13 protein-coding genes are annotated in these 16,720 nt (G+C 72.8%); 11 read left to right on the forward strand and 2 right to left on the reverse strand.

Annotated features, from left to right (window positions below):
- Positions 1-22: 22 nt before the first annotated feature.
- Positions 23-1,696: a PucR family transcriptional regulator gene (locus ASC60_RS20670; protein ID WP_055553147.1), complete on the reverse strand. Its 1,674-nt coding sequence runs from the start codon at positions 1,694-1,696 to the stop codon at positions 23-25.
- 31 nt (positions 1,697-1,727) lie between these two features.
- Positions 1,728-3,530 (reverse strand): glycoside hydrolase family 15 protein, encoded by a 1,803-nt coding sequence (locus tag ASC60_RS20675; protein ID WP_055553149.1) that lies wholly within the window; start codon positions 3,528-3,530, stop codon positions 1,728-1,730.
- Between the two features lie 515 nt (positions 3,531-4,045).
- Here ASC60_RS20675 and ASC60_RS20680 point away from each other — a divergent pair.
- The 11 genes from ASC60_RS20680 (at position 4,046) to ASC60_RS20730 (ending at position 16,692) form a co-directional block, all read left to right on the forward strand.
- Positions 4,046-5,701: a CTP synthase gene (locus tag ASC60_RS20680; protein ID WP_055553151.1), complete on the forward strand. Its 1,656-nt coding sequence runs from the start codon at positions 4,046-4,048 to the stop codon at positions 5,699-5,701.
- Positions 5,702-5,791: 90 nt separating this feature from the next.
- On the forward strand, positions 5,792-6,418 hold the full coding sequence (locus ASC60_RS20685; protein ID WP_055553153.1) for an NUDIX hydrolase: 627 nt from the start codon (positions 5,792-5,794) through the stop codon (positions 6,416-6,418).
- Positions 6,419-6,610: 192 nt separating this feature from the next.
- Positions 6,611-8,623, forward strand: a complete 2,013-nt coding sequence (locus ASC60_RS20690) for a tetratricopeptide repeat protein (RefSeq protein ID WP_370592947.1) — start codon at positions 6,611-6,613, stop codon at positions 8,621-8,623.
- A gap of 245 nt (positions 8,624-8,868) precedes the next feature.
- Entirely contained in the window at positions 8,869-9,984 is a 1,116-nt protein-coding gene (ald, locus tag ASC60_RS20695; protein WP_055553560.1) for an alanine dehydrogenase, read from the forward strand.
- Positions 9,985-10,368: 384 nt separating this feature from the next.
- Positions 10,369-11,544, forward strand: coding sequence for a ParA family protein (locus ASC60_RS20700; protein ID WP_078510474.1), 1,176 nt, complete (start codon positions 10,369-10,371; stop codon positions 11,542-11,544).
- Complete coding sequence (locus tag ASC60_RS20705) at positions 11,529-12,134, forward strand: hypothetical protein (RefSeq protein ID WP_199831005.1); 606 nt, start codon at positions 11,529-11,531, stop codon at positions 12,132-12,134. Before ASC60_RS20700 ends, ASC60_RS20705 begins: the two co-directional genes overlap by 16 nt.
- 69 nt (positions 12,135-12,203) lie before the next feature.
- Positions 12,204-13,385, forward strand: coding sequence for a ScpA family protein (locus ASC60_RS20710; RefSeq protein WP_055553157.1), 1,182 nt, complete (start codon positions 12,204-12,206; stop codon positions 13,383-13,385).
- Complete coding sequence (scpB, locus tag ASC60_RS20715; RefSeq protein WP_055553159.1) at positions 13,382-14,050, forward strand: SMC-Scp complex subunit ScpB; 669 nt, start codon at positions 13,382-13,384, stop codon at positions 14,048-14,050. The genes ASC60_RS20710 and scpB overlap by 4 nt, the downstream gene beginning before the upstream one ends.
- Complete coding sequence (locus ASC60_RS20720; RefSeq protein WP_055553161.1) at positions 14,050-15,117, forward strand: pseudouridine synthase; 1,068 nt, start codon at positions 14,050-14,052, stop codon at positions 15,115-15,117. The genes scpB and ASC60_RS20720 overlap by 1 nt, the downstream gene beginning before the upstream one ends.
- 130 nt (positions 15,118-15,247) lie before the next feature.
- Positions 15,248-15,610: a chorismate mutase gene (gene aroH / locus ASC60_RS20725; RefSeq protein WP_055553163.1), complete on the forward strand. Its 363-nt coding sequence runs from the start codon at positions 15,248-15,250 to the stop codon at positions 15,608-15,610.
- On the forward strand, positions 15,607-16,692 hold the full coding sequence (locus ASC60_RS20730; RefSeq protein ID WP_055553165.1) for a prephenate dehydrogenase: 1,086 nt from the start codon (positions 15,607-15,609) through the stop codon (positions 16,690-16,692). The genes aroH and ASC60_RS20730 overlap by 4 nt, the downstream gene beginning before the upstream one ends.
- The last annotated feature ends 28 nt before the right edge of the window (positions 16,693-16,720 follow it).

Raw genomic sequence — 16,720 nt, forward strand, 5'->3', positions numbered from 1 at the left:
AGACGACTTCTTCCGGAAGTCGTCACCGCACATGGCGGCGGGCCTGGAGGGCCACCCCCAGGGCGAGCACCGTCTGGGGGTCCTCCAGGTCGGTGCCGAGCAGCCGGGCGATCCGGGCCAGCCGGTCGTACAGCGTCTGGCGGTTGAGGTGCAGCGCGCGGGCCGTCTCCGCCTTGCGGCCCGCGTGCCGCAGATAGACCTCCAGCGTCGGCACCAGCGGCGGACGGGCGTCACGGTCGTGGGCGAGCAGCGGGCCGATCACCCGGTCGACGAAGGCGGCCAGGTCGCCGTGCTCACGCAGTCGCCACAGCAACAGGTCGACATCCAGGCTGCGGACGTCGTACCAGTCCCGGTCCGCCAGCCCGTGCGCCGCGTGCGCCGCCTCCGCCGCGTGCCGCAGCTCGCCGCCGACCCCGTCCCAGCCCGCCGCGAGACCGGCGATCACCACCGGCGGATGGGCCCCGGCGGGCCGGTCCGGCCAGGCCCGCCCCACCCCCGCCCGCAGCGCCGCCGCGACGCGCATCGCCACCGCGCCGCGGTCCGCCGCGGTCCGCAAGCCCACCAGCAGCGGCACCCGGGCCTCCGGCAGCCGTACGCCCAGCAGCACCGGCGCGCCCACCGACGCCAGCTCCTCCCGCAGCGCGTGGGCCAGCTCCGCCCAGCTCTCCGCGCCGACGCCCCCGGCGGCCCCGCCCCCGCTCAGCGGACGCGGGTCCTCCGCGAGCCGCATCACCATCGGCAGCAGCGGGCCGTCGCCGGAGGGCCGGAACCCCAGCACCCGCGCCTGCGCGGGCGCGTCCGACGGCTCCACCCGCCCCTCCGCGAGATCGGTCAGGAAGTCGCCCCGGCCGCGCGCCGTCAGCTCCTCCTCCTGGCGCGCCCGCAGCAGCACCACCGCCAGCAGATCAGCGGTCCGCTCGGCGGCGATGCGGTGGACCGGGGCGAGCGGCGCGGTCACCGGCAGCACGGTCAGCCGGGCCCGCACCGCGCCCGGTCCCCGGCCGCCGCCCGGCACATCGGCCAGCACGCTGCCCGCCGGCGGCTCGGGCGGCCTGCGGTCGGCGCGGCGGGCGCGCAGCCCCTCCCACGCCTGGAGCGGATCGGTGGCGCCAGGAGCCACGCCCGCGGGCCCGGCCGCGTACAGCAGCCGGCCGTCGGGGGTCTCCAGGTACACCGGGTTGCCCGCGAACTCGGCGAAGTTCCGCAGGATCTCCGGCACTCCGCCGCCGCGCAGCAGCACCTCGGTGCCCTGGCGGTGGACGACGTCGGCCTGGCGCAGCAGGGCGTAGTGCTCGTTGACGATCTCGGTGTGGATCTCCTCGGTGACCGCCACGAACGGCACCTCGCGGTGCAGCTGCACCAGCGGCAGCCCGCACGAGCGCGCCGCGTCGACCACCGCCACCGGGAGCGTGCGGAACCGCGGGCCCAGCTCCACCACCAGTGCCGCGATGCCGCGCTCGGCGAGCCGCCGGAGATAAGCGCGCTGCTCGGCGGGGCGGGGGCCGACCCCGAGACCGGTGGTCAGCAGCAGCTCGCCGCCCTTGAGGAGGGCGGCGATGTTCGGCGCCTCACCCGCGTGCACCCAGCGCACCGGCCGGTCCAGCAGCTCGGCCCCGGTCACCACCTCGGGGAGGCCGCGGCGCAGGGCGGGCAGGTCCAGGGCCCGCGCCACGGTGATCGTTCCTTGGGTTTCCATCCGGTCCGGGCCGCCCCCGCGGGCCGTCGCGTCAGCCGCCGTACGCGCCGGAGGCGGTCAGGCGCAGGGCGGTGTCGATCAGCGGGACGTGGCTGAACGCCTGCGGGAAGTTGCCCACCTGGCGCTGGTGGTGCGGGTCCCACTCCTCGGCCAGCAGCCCCAGGTCGTTGCGCAGCCCCAGCAGCTTCTCGAAGAGCCTGCGGGCCTCGTCCACCCGGCCGATCATCGCCAGGTCGTCGGCGAGCCAGAACGAGCAGGCGAGGAAGGCGCCCTCGTCGCCCTCCAGTCCGTCCACGCCCGCGTCCTCGCCCGCGGTCGGGTAGCGCATCACGAAACCGTCGGACGTGGACAGCTCGCGCTGGATCGCCTCGATGGTGCCGATGACCCGCTTGTCGTCCGGCGGCAGGAAGCCCATCTGCGGGATGAGCAGCAGGGAGGCGTCCAGCTCCCTGGAGCCGTAGGACTGGGTGAAGGTGTTGCGCTCGGCGTCGTAGCCCTTCTCGCACACGTCCCGGTGGATCTCGTCGCGCAGATCCCGCCAGCGGTCCAGCGGGCCGTCCACCTCGCCCGACTCGATCAGCTTGACGGTGCGGTCGACGGCGACCCAGGCCATCACCTTGGAGTGCACGAAGTGCCGGCGCGGGCCGCGCACCTCCCAGATGCCCTCGTCGGGCTCGTCCCAGTGCTCCTCCAGGTAGTTGATCAGCTTGAGCTGGAGCACGCTCGCGTAGTCGTTGCGGGCCAGGCCCGTCATATGGGCCAGGTGCAGCGCCTCGGTGACCTCGCCGTAGACGTCCAGCTGGAGCTGGCCCGCCGCGCCGTTGCCGACCCGGACCGGCTGGGAGTTCTCGTAGCCGGGCAGCCAGGTCAGCTCGGCCTCGGACAGCTCCCGCTCACCCGCGATGCCGTACATGATCTGCAGGTTCTCCGGGTCGCCCGCGACCGCGCGCAGCAGCCATTCGCGCCAGGCGCGCGCCTCCTCGCGGTAGCCGGTGCGCAGCAGGGAGGACAGGGTGATCGCGGCGTCCCGCAGCCAGGTGAAGCGGTAGTCCCAGTTCCGTACGCCGCCGATCTCCTCGGGCAGCGAGGTGGTGGGCGCGGCGACGATGCCGCCGGTGGGGGCGTAGGTGAGCGCCTTGAGGGTGATCAGCGAGCGGACGACCGCGTCCCGGTAGGGGCCGTGGTACGTGCAGTGCTCGACCCACTCCCGCCAGAAATCCTCGGTCGCCTCCAGCGCGGCCTCCGGCTCGGGCAGAGCGGGCGGCTCCTTGTGCGAGGGCTGCCAGCTGATGGTGAAGGCGATCCGGTCACCGGGGGCCACCGTGAAGTCGGCGTAGGTGGTGAGGTCCTTGCCGAAGGTGTCGACCTCGGTGTCCAGCCACACCGAGTCGGGACCGGCGACGGCGACCGTCCGCGAGTCCACCCGGTGCACCCACGGCACGACCCAGCCGTAACTGAAGCGCATCCGCAGTGCGGAGCGCACCGGCACCCGGCCGCTGACCCCCTCGACGATCCGCACCAGCTGCGGGGCGCCGTCGCGCGGCGGCATGAAGTCGATCACGCGGACCGTGCCGCGCGGGGTGTCCCACTCCGACTCCAGCACCAGCGAGTCGCCCCGGTAGCGGCGGCGGTCGGCGGTCGGGGGCTCGCTCCCGGCGGTGTGCGCGGGGCCCAGCCGCCAGAATCCGTGCTCCTCGGTGCCCAGTAGACCGGCGAAGATGGCATGGGAGTCGAAGCGGGGCAGGCACAGCCAGTCCACCGTCCCGTCCTTACAGACGAGGGCGGCGGTCTGCATATCACCGATGAGTGCGTAGTCCTCGATACGCCCGGCCACGTGCTTCCCCATTCGAACGGCCGTATGCCCCTGCGGGCGTGCTTACGGTCTCCGGAAAATATTGGACGAGCTCTTGTTCCGGAGGCGAGCTGGTGGTGCCGTGCCGGGGCTCGTAGCGTTTCGTCCGAGCAGGATACGACGCAGGACAGTGATCCGCTTGAGCCCGTCCATATCGTGGCTCGCGTCACGACCGCCGATCGGGTGGCCGGATCACGGGTGGGGCTCGTGGTGTCCAGGGGATGCGTACGCGGGGTAGTTGTAGCGATACGCGAGGTGCGGACGATACGCGTTGTTGTCATGACAGCGTACGGTGCGGCAGAGGTGCGGCGGGCCGTGTCACGCCGACGCCCTCCAGCGGCCGCTCCGGGGCACTGATACCCTGGTAGCCCGTGGAGCGGCGGGCACAAACCCCCCGAACCTCAGCGACGGCACCCCCGCGACAGCGGGGCAGCTGCCGGACCGCACCCTCACGACGCGACCACGGGAGCCCCCTTTTGGCCATTGCCGCTAAGCCCATGACGACCAAGCACCTCTTCGTCACCGGGGGTGTCGCCTCCTCGCTCGGCAAGGGCCTGACCGCCTCCAGCCTCGGTGCGCTGCTGAAGGCGCGGGGTCTGCGGGTCACCATGCAGAAGCTCGACCCGTACCTGAACGTCGACCCGGGCACGATGAACCCGTTCCAGCACGGTGAGGTGTTCGTCACCAACGACGGCGCCGAGACCGATCTGGACATCGGCCACTACGAGCGTTTCCTCGACGTCGACCTCGACGGATCCGCCAACGTCACCACCGGCCAGGTCTACTCCAGCGTGATCGCCAAGGAGCGGCGCGGCGAGTACCTGGGCGACACCGTGCAGGTCATCCCGCACATCACCAACGAGATCAAGCACCGCATCCGGCGCATGGCCACCGATGACGTGGACGTCGTCATCACCGAGGTCGGCGGGACCGTCGGCGACATCGAGTCGCTGCCCTTCCTGGAGGCCGTCCGCCAGGTCCGCCACGAGGTCGGCCGGGACAACGTCTTCGTGGTGCACATCTCCCTGCTGCCGTACATCGGCCCCTCCGGTGAGCTGAAGACCAAGCCCACCCAGCACTCGGTCGCCGCCCTGCGCAGCATCGGTATCCAGCCGGACGCCATCGTGCTGCGCGCCGACCGGGAGGTCCCCACCTCCATCAAGCGCAAGATCTCGCTGATGTGCGACGTGGACGACGCCGCGGTGGTGGCCGCCATCGACGCCAAGTCGATCTACGACATCCCCAAGGTGCTGCACGCCGAGGGGCTGGACGCCTATGTCGTCCGCAAGCTGGACCTGCCCTTCCGCGATGTGGACTGGGCCCAGTGGGACGACCTGCTCAAGCGGGTCCACCAGCCCGACCACGAGGTCACGGTCGCGCTCGTCGGCAAGTACATCGACCTGCCCGACGCCTATCTGTCCGTCACCGAGGCGCTGCGCGCGGGCGGTTTCGCCAACAACGCCCGCGTGAAGATCAAGTGGGTCACGTCCGACGACTGCAAGACCGCCGCCGGCGCCCGGCAGCAGCTGGCGGACTGCGACGCGGTCTGCATTCCCGGCGGCTTCGGCGACCGCGGTGTCATCGGCAAGGTCGGCGCGATCACCTACGCCCGCGAGAACAAGATCCCGCTGCTGGGCCTGTGTCTCGGCCTCCAGTGCATCGTCATCGAGGCCGCGCGGAACCTCGCGGGCATCACCGGCGCCAACTCCACCGAGTTCGAACCGGCCGCCACCGACCCGGTGATCTCCACCATGGCCGAGCAGCTGGACATCGTCGCGGGCGAGGGCGACATGGGCGGCACCATGCGGCTGGGCATGTACCCGGCCAAGCTCGCCGAGGGCTCGATCGTCCGCGAGGTCTACGACGACCAGCCGTACGTCGAGGAGCGGCACCGCCACCGCTACGAGGTCAACAACTCCTACCGCGGTGAGCTGGAGAAGAAGGCCGGGCTCGTCTTCTCCGGAACCTCCCCCGACAACAAGCTGGTGGAGTACGTCGAGTTCCCGCGCGAGGTTCACCCCTACCTCGTCGGCACCCAGGCCCACCCCGAGCTGCGCTCCCGGCCGACCCGCCCGCACCCGCTCTTCGCCGGTCTGGTGAAGGCGGCGGTCGAGCGACAGACCGCTGCTCAGGGGCAGGCCGCCGGAGCCTGACCGCTACGGTTGGGACGGGGGCGCGGGCGTCGCGCGAGCGGCCCGCCGCCCCCGGCCAACCGCATGCGGAAAGGACGCTGAGGCAGAGCAATGGGCATCCAGGACACCCCCGAGGAGTGGCGGACCGTCGCCACCGCCACGCCGTTCACCGGCAACAAGACGAGCGTGCGCACCGACGAGGTCGTCATGCCCGACGGCACGACGGTCACCCGCGACTACCAGGTCCACCCCGGCTCCGTCGCCGTCCTGGCCCTCGACGACACCGGCCGCGTCATCGTGCTGCGCCAGTACCGCCACCCGGTCCGCCACCGGCTGTGGGAGATCCCGGCCGGTCTCCTCGACATCCCCGGCGAGAACCCCCTGCGCGCCGCGCAGCGCGAGCTGTACGAGGAGGCCCACGTCAAGGCCGAGGACTGGCGCGTGCTGACGGACGTCTACACCACGCCCGGCGGCTGCGACGAGGCCGTACGGATCTTCCTCGCCCGGGAGATCTCGGCGGCGGACGGGGAGCGGTACGAGGTCTCCGAGGAGGAGGCCGACATGGAGCTGGCCCGGGTGCCGCTGGACGAGCTGGTGCGCCGTGTGCTGGCCGGTGACCTGCACAACAACTGCCTCGCGGTGGGCGTCCTGGCCCTCCACGCCGCCCTGACGGGCGACGGCGTGGACGCCCTGCGCCCCGCCGACGCCCCCTGGCCGGCCCGGCCCTTCGAGGCGTAGCCGCCGGGCTTCCCCCCGGTGGGGGTTGCGCCGGGGTGGGGAACAAACCGTCTCACCATCCGATGGGGTGATTTTCGGACCGCGTCACCGGCCCGGAGTGCCCGGGACCTGACGCGGAGTGAACTACGCTCGTACGAACCCTGACCGCAGCAGCGGCGGGCTCGTATGCGCAGGTGGACGGGAGTGGGGCCCGTGGCGGAGCAGGCGGTCGACACCGACGGGGAGCCCCTGGGCGAACCCGCGGACGGGGACGCGGACGTAAGTCCTCCGGCCCGTGGCGCGGCCGACGGCGGGGTGTGGAGCGGCGCGACGCGCGCGGTGCTGTTCGCGGCGGCCGCCACCGTGGGCCGGGGGTTCGCGGGCCGCCGCCGGGAGCTGCTGGCGCTGCGGGCCGACATCGACCGCGCCGGGCTCGACACGATCGCGGGCCGCAAGGCCGCCCGCAGCCGGGTGCTGCTCATCGCGGGGCGGCCCGGCTGGGGCCGTACGGCGCTGGCCGAGGAGCTGGCCCGGCGGCTGGCGGACGACTACCCGGGCGGGGTGCTGCGGGCCCGGCTGATGACATCCTCCGGCGACCCCGTGCCCACCGAGCGGACCGCCCGCGACCTGCTGATCAGGCTCGGCGTGACCGCCCCGCCGGGCGCGGACGAGGACGAGCTGGGGGAGACCCTGCGCGACACGCTGGACGGCAAGCGGGTCCTGCTGCTGCTCGACGACGTGGCGGGCGCCGGGCAGGTGGACGCGCTGCTCCCGGACGAGCCCGACTGCCTGGTCATCGCCGTCTCGCGGGGCCCGCTGACCGGTGTCCCGGACGTCCGCCCGTGCACCCTCGGCGGGCTGGACGTGAGCGCGGCGGTCGGGCTGCTGGCGCAGTACGCCGGGCCCACCCGGATCACCTGCGACCCGGTGGCCGCGCAGACCCTGGTCGAGGAGTGCGCCGGTCAGCCCGCCGCGCTCGTGCTCGTCGGCGGCTGGCTCGCCGCCCGCCCCAAGGACTCGGTGTCCGACGTCATCGAGCGGCTGCGCGAACTGCCCCCGGCCGACGGGGACGTGGACCGCGGCGCCCGCCCGCTGGCCCGCGCCTTCCGGCTGGCGTACGGCTCGCTGCCCCCGGCCGCCGCCCGGATGCTGCGGCTGCTGGCGCTGGCACCGGCCGGTTCGGCCGACGCGCACACGGCGTCCGCGCTGGCCGGATGCTCGGTGGCGGACGGCCGGGCGGCGCTGGAGGGCTTCGCCGCGTACGGGATGCTGCGGCCGCGCGAGAAGGGCCGGTACGAGGTGCCCGGCTGCCTCTACCCGCTGCTGCGCGCGCTGCTGGAGGCGACGGAGCGCCCGGCGGAGGTGGAGCTGGCCCGGGCGCGGATGCTGGAGCGCACCGTACGGCAACTGCACGCCTGCCGGCTGGCGGCCGAGCCGCCGGGCTCCCCGGCCCGCAAGAAGCTGGCGGCGCTGCCGGGGGCGCTGCGGTTCCCGTCGGCGGGGGCGGCGGGGGAGTGGCTGGAGAGCCGGCTGCCCGTGCTGGTGGAGGCCGCCCGGCTGGCCGTCGAGGCGGGCGGGGTCGACACCCTGGCGCGACGGCTGGTGGCCGCGCTGACCCATGCGCTGACCGCGCACCGCGGCGCCGAGGGCGCGGCACCCGAACTGTACGGGCTCCACCAGCTGGTGCTGGACGTGGCCCGGCGCCGCGATCTGCCCGTGGAGCGGGCGGCGGCGCTGCTGAACCTGGGTGACCTGGACGCGGGCGCGGGCCGGATCGACAAGGCGCTCGCCCGCTACAAGGGCGCGCTGGAGGCGGCCCGGGCGGCGGACGATCCGTACACGACCGGGCGGGCCCTGGAGTCGATCGGCGCGACGTACCAGGAGCTGGAGGACTGGAACCGGGCCGCCGACTGGTACGGCCGCGCCCTGGAACTGCGGCTGAGCCGCCGCGACCTGGCCGCCGAGGCCCGGCTGTACGCCCGTCTCGGCACCGTCCATGGCTACGCGGGCCGCTGGGCCGAGGCGCTGCGCGACTGGCGGGCCGCCGCGGCCGCCTGCCGCCGGGCCGGGGACCTGGAGGGGTACGCCCGGGCGCTGAGCGGCACGGCGAAGGCCCAGGAGAAGACGGGCCGGTCGAAGGAGGCGCTGCGCACGTGGTCGGAGGCGGCCGCGGCGGCGCGCCGGGCGGACGAGTGGGCCAGGTCTCAGCGGGATGAGGTCCCATGACGCCGAGGGCCGCGCATCCCGGGACTGAAGGGAGACCGCGAGTCGACCTACGAAATCAGTGGTGGTCTTGCTAAAGATTGAAGCAATGCAAGGCTAGACAGCGCGACGTCCTTCATTACACTGGCTGTACCGCGATCGCTGCGATCGTCACGGGCATGCGGACAAGTTCCATTTTGCCTGTCTATAGCCGGTTCCGGCCGGTCAAGCCCTTAAGTTCCCCCCCCATTTCAAGGACCGTGATCGACGTGAAGGTCGGTATCCCCCGCGAGGTCAAGAACAACGAGTTCCGTGTGGCCATCACCCCCGCAGGCGTGCACGAGCTGGTACGCAACGGCCACGAGGTCTTCGTGGAGCAGGGCGCCGGTCTGGGCTCCTCCATCACCGACGAGGAGTACATCGCCGCCGGCGCCGGCATCCTCGCCACCGCCGACGAGGTCTGGGCCACCGCCGACCTGCTGCTGAAGGTCAAGGAGCCGATCGCGGAGGAGTACCACCGCCTGCGCAAGGACCAGACGCTCTTCACCTACCTCCACCTCGCCGCCTCCCGCGCGTGCACCGACGCGCTGCTGGAGTCCGGCACCACCGCCATCGCGTACGAGACCGTCGAGTCCGCCAACCGCACCCTGCCGCTGCTCGCCCCGATGTCCGAGGTCGCGGGCCGGATCGCGCCGCAGGTCGGCGCGTACCACCTGATGCGCTCGGCCGGCGGCCGCGGCGTGCTGCCCGGCGGTGTACCCGGCGTCGCCGCCGCCCGCGCGGTCGTCATCGGCGGCGGCGTCTCCGGCTGGAACGCCGCGCAGATCGCCATCGGCATGGGCTTCCACGTGACCCTGCTCGACAAGGACATCAACAAGCTGCGCGAGGCCGACCGGATCTTCGGCAACCGGGTGCAGACCATCACCTCCAACGCCTATGAGCTGGAGAAGGCGGTCCTCGCCGCCGACCTCGTCATCGGCGCGGTGCTCATCCCCGGCGCCAAGGCGCCCAAGCTGGTCACCAACGAGCTGGTGTCCCGCATGAAGCCGGGAAGTGTCCTTGTCGACATCGCGATCGACCAGGGCGGCTGCTTCGAGGACTCGCGTCCCACCACCCACGCGGAGCCGACCTTCACGGTCCACGACTCGGTGTTCTACTGCGTGGCCAACATGCCGGGCGCCGTGCCCAACACCTCCACCCACGCGCTCACCAACGCCACGCTCCCGTACATCGTCGAGCTGGCCAACCGCGGCTGGCGGGAGGCGGTGCGCCGGGACGCGGCGCTGGCCAAGGGGCTCAACACCCATGAGGGCCAGGTCGTCTACGGGCCGGTCGCCGAGGCCCACTCGCTGCCCTCCGTCGACCTGGCCTCGCTGATCGGCTGAGGCCGCGCGGCCGGTCAACTCCGGTCGACGGACGGTCAACGCGGGCCGTCAACATCGGGTCAACACCGAGCATCCGGCCGGGTCTTGTCGAAGGACGGGACCCGGCCGAGGGCGTGTCCGGAACGCCCCGGATCAGGCCCGGCCCGGGCCTCGGTCAACTCGCCCTGAATGTAACCATCCAGACGCTTTGGGGGGTGGTGAAATCTCCGCGGCGCCGCCCATACGCCCTTGACATCGGGGTGTTCGATTGCCGACACATCGTGCCGTCTCCGGTGGATTGTGTTGCTGAGGACCGCCGACACGCCATAGAGTCGCCAACCGTCGGCATGGTGTCACGCTGACCTATCGAGAAATTTCCTGGTCACCAAGGAGGTAGGACGACTTGTGAATGAGTCGACATTTTCTCCCGGGGGTGGTCAACCAGGACCGGCTGCGCGGGGCCAGGGCCCCTCGGGGCTGGAGGCTGTCGGCTCCGTCGCTGTCCGTACTTTCGCAACCCACCAGAGCGTGACGAGCATGACGACAGCCCACCAGAGCCACAGCATGGACGGCCATCACGTGAACGCCATGGCCGGCGACCAGGGGGGCAACGAACCCGCCCGCTTCGCCGACTACGACGACCTGCCCGACGGGCACTTCTACGACCCGGACGCCGAGTACGAGCCCGATCCGGAGTACGCGGCGACCCTCGCCCCCGACGCGGCCCGCCAGCGACGCGAGCGCATCGGCCCCACCGGGCGGCCGCTGCCGTACTTCCCGATCCCGGGGCCGCTGACCGACCACGGCCCAGCGAAGATCATCGCGATGTGCAACCAAAAGGGCGGCGTCGGCAAGACCACCTCCACCATCAACCTGGGCGCGGCCCTCGCCGAATACGGACGCCGGGTCCTGCTCGTCGACTTCGACCCGCAGGGCGCGCTCTCGGTCGGCCTCGGGGTCAACCCCATGGAGCTGGACCTCACCGTCTACAACCTGCTCATGGAGCGGGGCATGTCGGCCGACGAGGTGCTGCTGAAGACGGCCGTGCCCAACATGGACCTGCTGCCCAGCAATATCGACTTGTCGGCCGCCGAGGTGCAGCTCGTCAGCGAGGTGGCCCGCGAGTCCACCCTGCAGCGGGCGCTCAAGCCGCTGATGGCGGACTACGACTACATCGTCATCGACTGCCAGCCCTCGCTCGGCCTGCTCACCGTCAACGCGCTCACCGCGGCGCACAAGGTGATCGTGCCGCTGGAGTGCGAGTTCTTCGCGCTGCGCGGTGTGGCGTTGCTCACGGAGACCATCGAGAAGGTCCAGGAACGGCTCAACCCCGACCTGGAGCTCGACGGCATCCTCGCCACCATGTACGACTCGCGCACCGTGCACAGCCGTGAGGTCCTCGCCCGCGTGGTCGAGGCGTTCGACAATCACGTCTACCACACGGTCATCGGCCGTACGGTCCGCTTCCCGGAGACCACGGTCGCCGGTGAGCCGATCACCACGTACGCGTCCAACTCCGTCGGTGCCGCCGCCTATCGTCAGCTCGCCAGGGAGGTGCTCGCCCGGTGTCACGCCGAGTGAGTCTGCCGGGAGCCGACGAACTGTTCCGCACCACGGGAGGGATGGGACTGCAGTCCTCCTCGCCCGCGTCCGGCCGCCGCCAGGCGAACGGCGAGGCCCCACGGGTGCCCGCCCCCGCCTCCGAGTCCGACCCGGGCAGCGAGGCGGCGCCGGGCGGCGCACCGGCCGACGGGGGCGAGCAGCCCGGCGCCGCCGAACACACGGGACGCGAGAGCACGCCCCAGGACGCGGCCGGTGGACGCCCCGCCGCGGCGGCGGCGAACGGCACCGGGGCCGGGGAGCGGCCCGCCAAGGGCCGCCAGGCGTCCGAGGGCACGTCCCCGCCCGCCCAGGGCGGCCCCGCCCGCCGCCGTGCCCGCGCGGCCAACCGGCGGCCCAGCGGGCGCGAGCGACACGACGAGAAGATCACGGTCTACGTCTCCGCCGAGGAGCTGATGGACCTCGAACACGCGCGACTGGTGCTGCGGGGCGAACACGGACTCGCGGTCGACCGCGGCCGGATCGTCCGCGAGGCGGTCGCGGTCGTCCTCGCCGACCTCGAGTCGCGCGGCGACGCGAGCATTCTGGTGCGCCGCCTGCGCGGCCGCTGACCGGGCCGGGCGATAGCCTGCCCCGATCGCGGGCTGACCGCCCGGCCTCGATGAGCACCCTGGACCGCGATGCCGACCAACGACCCGTCGCCCCGCCGCCGCCCCCTGGGCCGAGGCCCCGGCGCGCCCCCGCCCACCGGGCTCGCGCCGCCCGAGGCGCACACGACGCCCGGCAGCGCCGGGGACGCGCCGCCCGGGCACGAGGCCGCGCCGGGGGAGTCCGGCGGGGAGTCCGAGCCCGCGCACGAGCGCGCCGGAGGCGGGGACGCGGCGGACGGGGGCGCCGCGCGGGGCCATGGGGCGCCGCCCGACGTCGCCACGGACCCTTCCGGCGACCGCGATGGCGACGGCGACGGCGACCGCGATGGCGATGGCGACCCCGGCGGCGGCACCGGCACGGACGGCGAGCACGCCGGGGACGGCGAAGGCGCCGAGGACGGCAACGGCACGTTCACCGTGCGGCTCGACAACTTCGAGGGCCCCTTCGACCTGCTCCTCCAGCTGATCTCCAAGCACAAGCTGGACGTCACCGAGGTCGCCCTCTCCAAGGTCACCGACGAGTTCATGGCGCACATCCGGGCCATGGGGCCGGACTGGGACCTCGACCAGACCACCGAGTTCCTGGTGGTCGCGGCGACCCTGCTCGACCTCAAGGCGGCCCGGCTGCTGCCCGCCGCCGAGGTGGAGGACGAGGCGGACCTGGCGCTGCTGGAGGCCCGGGACCTGCTGTTCGCGCGGCTGCTCCAGTACCGCGCGTACAAGCAGGTCGCGGACATCTTCCACGACCGGCTGATCCAGGAGGCCCGCCGCTACCCCCGCACCGTCGGCCTGGAGCCGCACCACGCCGACCTGCTGCCCGATGTCGTCATCCGGGTCGGCCCGGAGGGGTTCGCCAAGCTGGCCGTCAAGGCGATGCAGGCCAAACCCAAGCCGCAGGTGTACGTCGACCACATCCACGCCCCGCTGGTGAGCGTGCGGGAACAGGCGGAGGTGGTGGTGGGGCGGCTGCGGGAGCTGGGGGAGGCCAGTTTCGCCGCGCTCACCGAGGACGCGCCGGACACGCTCACCGTCGTGGCCCGCTTCCTGGCCCTGCTGGAGCTGTACCGGGAGCGCGCGGTCCGTCTGGAGCAGCCGGAGGCGCTGGGGGCGCTCATGGTGCGCTGGACGGGCGCGGAGGACGGACAGCGGCCGCTGGTCACCGATGAGTTCGACGAACCGCAGAAGCACCGGGCACAGGAGGTACGGGCATGAGCGAACCGGCCACCCAGGCCGAGGCGGGGCTCTCCGAGGTCGCGGCGCTCGACCTCAGGCCCGCGCTGGAGGCCGTCCTCATGGTCGTCGACGAACCCGCCACCGAGGAACACCTCGCCAAGGTGCTCGACCGCCCGCGCCGCGTGATCGCCGAGGCGCTGCGGGAGCTGGCGGACGAGTACACGGCGCAGGGCCGCGGATTCGAGCTGCGGCTCGTCGCGGGCGGCTGGCGGTACTACACCCGGCCCGCGTACGCCGCGGCCGTCGAGGGCTTCGTTCTGGACGGCCAGCACGCCCGGCTCACCCAGGCCGCTTTGGAAACCCTCGCGGTGGTCGCGTACCGTCAGCCGGTCAGCCGTTCCCGCGTCTCCGCCGTCCGTGGCGTGAACTGCGATGGCGTGATGCGCACCCTCCTGCAGCGCGGACTGGTGGAGGAGGCGGGCACGGAACCCGAATCAGGTGCGATCCTGTACAGGACGACGAACTACTTCCTGGAGCGGATGGGCCTGCGCGGGCTGGAGGAGCTGCCGGAGCTGGCACCGTTCCTCCCCGAGGCGGACGCGGTCGAGGGCGAGTCCCAGGAGGGCGTGCCGTCGTTCGACCCGGACGCACCGGACACAGACGCAGACGTACACGACAGCAGCCACTCTCAGACGGAAACTTGATGCGAAGCAGCGGCAGGAACAGCAGGGGCAGCGGTAGCGGCGGCGGCAGCGGCAGCAGCGGCGGCAAGAACTACCGGGGGGCCGGGAACGGGCGCGACGACAAGCAGAAGCGCACCGGTCGCCCCCGTCCCGAGGAGCGCCGTTACGACGCGGGCGCCCCGAAGCAGAGCGGCGGCGGCCCCCGGGGCGGCGCGGCCAAGAGCGGCGCCCCCAAGGGCGTGGGCGGCCGCGGCCGGAAGCCCAACGCCCCGGCCCGCCCGCGCGAGTACGAGGCGCAGATAGAGGAGCGGAACCGGGCCCGCCACAACAAGCCGCAGACCAAGCTGCCCAAGACCTTCGGCGAGCAGGACGGCGAGCGGCTGCAGAAGGTCCTGGCCCGCGCGGGCATGGGCTCGCGCCGGTCCTGCGAGGACCTGATCGAACAGGCCCGGGTCGAGGTCAACGGCAAGATCGTCACCGAGCAGGGGCTGCGTGTCGACCCGGAGAAGGACGAGATCAAGGTCGACGGCCTGACCGTCGCCACCCAGTCGTACCTGTTCTTCGCGCTGAACAAGCCCGCCGGTGTGGTCTCCACCATGGAGGACCCGGACGGCCGCCAGTGCCTGGGCGACTACGTCACCAACCGCGAGACCCGGCTGTTCCACGTCGGCCGCCTCGACACCGAGACCGAGGGCATCATCCTGCTCACCAATCACGGAGAGCTGGCCCACCGCCTCACCCACCCGCGCTACGGCGTCAAGAAGACCTACCTCGCCGCCATCCAGGGCCCGCTGCCGCGCGACCTCGGCAAGCAGCTCAAGAACGGCATCGAGCTGGAGGACGGCTACGCCCGCGCGGACCACTTCAAGGTGGTCCAGAACACCGGCAAGAACTACCTCGTCGAGGTCAGCCTCCACGAGGGCCGCAAGCACATCGTGCGCCGCATGCTCTCCGAGGCCGGCTTCCCGGTCGAGAAGCTGGTCCGCACCGCCTTCGGCCCGATCCCCCTGGGCGACCAGAAGTCCGGCTGGCTCCGCCGCCTCACCAACACCGAGGTCGGCATGCTGATGCGCGAGGTCGACCTCTGAGGCACCCGCGGGACGCCCGAGCGGGCGGCGGCACCGGCTGGTTAGGCTGATCGGGGACACTGGGGACGCGTACGGCGCGCGGGGACGCGGCGGGCGCGGCACAGGCACAGCACGGGCAGGGAGCACAGACGTGGCGGTACGAGCGGTCCGCGGGGCGGTTCAGCTGGAGCGGGACGAGGCGGGGCACATGCGGGAGCAGGTCTCCGAGCTGCTGACCGCCATCCTGGAGCGCAACAGCCTGGCGCCGGACGACCTGATCAGCATGTGGTTCACCGCCACGCCCGATCTGCACAGCGACTTCCCCGCGGTGGCCGCGCGCAAGCTGGGGATCACCGACGTGCCGCTGATCTGCGCGCAGGAGCTGGACATCACCGGAGCCATGCCGCGGGTCGTCCGGATACTCGCGCATGTCGAGACCGACCTCGCCAAGACCGACGTCGCCCATGTGTACCTCGGCGCCGCGGCGGCCCTCCGCAAGGACATCGCCCAGTGAGAACAGCCCTCGTCATCGGTACCGGACTGATCGGTACCTCCGCCGCGCTGACCCTCGCGGGCCGTGGCATCCACGTCCACCTCGCCGACCACGACGCGGACGCGGTCCGTACCGCCGAGGCGCTCGGGGCCGGGACGCTGGGTGAGCCGGACGGGCCCGTGGACCTGGCGATCGTCGCCGTACCGCCCGCGTACGTGGCCCGGACCGTGGCCGACGTGCTGCGCCGGGGCGTGGCGCGGGCGTGTCTGGACGTGGCCAGCGTCAAGGGCGGGCCGCGGCGTGAGCTGGAGGGGCTGGGCTGCGACCTGACCCGGTACATCGGTACGCATCCGATGGCCGGGCGGGAGCGCTCCGGGCCGCTGGCCGCGACCGCGGACCTGTTCGAGGGGCGGCCCTGGGTGCTCACACCCGGCGCCGACACCGACACCGAAGTGCTCAATCTCGCACTGGAACTGGTCGCGCTGTGCCGCGCCGTGCCCGTGGTGATGGACGCCGAAGCGCATGACCGGGCCGTGGCGCTCGTCTCGCACACCCCGCACCTGCTCTCCAGCATGGTCGCGGCGCGGCTGCGGGACGCCGACGAGACCGCGGTGCGCCTGTGCGGCCAGGGCATCCGCGATGTGACCCGGATCGCGGCCTCCGACCCCGCGATGTGGATCGACATCCTGTCGGCCAACCCCGGCCCGGTCGCCGATGTGCTCGCCGCGGTCGCCGCCGACCTGGACGAGACGGTACGGGCGCTGCGCGCGCTGCAGTCGGCCGACGACGCCAAGCGCGGCGGGGGAGCGGCCGGTATCGAGGACGTGCTGCGCCGCGGCAACGCCGGGCGCGAGCGGGTGCCGGGCAAGCACGGCACCGCCTCGGCCGCCTACGAGTCCGTGACGGTCCTCATCGGCGACCAGCCGGGCGAGCTGGCCCGGATCTTCGCCGACGCGGGCCGGGCGGGCGTCAACATCGAGGACGTACGGATCGAGCACGCCACCGGCCAGCAGGCGGGCCTGATCCAGCTGATGGTGGAGCCCGCCGCCGCCCCCGGTCTGACCACCGCCCTCCGCGAGCGGGGCTGGTCCATCCGGCAGTGACCGGGCGCCCCGGATGAGCCAGTAACCT

It is taken from the genome of Streptomyces sp. NBRC 110028 (assembly GCF_001417735.1).
In the GTDB taxonomy this organism is placed as follows: Bacteria; Actinomycetota; Actinomycetes; order Streptomycetales; family Streptomycetaceae; genus Streptomyces.

Excerpts from the sequence above, each read along its gene's own strand:
- scpB (WP_055553159.1), top strand. The coding sequence starts at position 13,382 with ATGAGCGAACCGGCCACCCAGGCCGAGGCGGGGCTCTCCGAGGTCGCG.
- ASC60_RS20710 (WP_055553157.1), top strand. The coding sequence starts at position 12,204 with ATGCCGACCAACGACCCGTCGCCCCGCCGCCGCCCCCTGGGCCGAGGC.
- ASC60_RS20685 (WP_055553153.1), top strand. The coding sequence starts at position 5,792 with ATGGGCATCCAGGACACCCCCGAGGAGTGGCGGACCGTCGCCACCGCC.
- ASC60_RS20670 (WP_055553147.1), bottom strand. The coding sequence starts at position 1,696 with ATGGAAACCCAAGGAACGATCACCGTGGCGCGGGCCCTGGACCTGCCC.
- ASC60_RS20680 (WP_055553151.1), top strand. The coding sequence starts at position 4,046 with ATGACGACCAAGCACCTCTTCGTCACCGGGGGTGTCGCCTCCTCGCTC.
- ASC60_RS20720 (WP_055553161.1), top strand. The coding sequence starts at position 14,050 with ATGCGAAGCAGCGGCAGGAACAGCAGGGGCAGCGGTAGCGGCGGCGGC.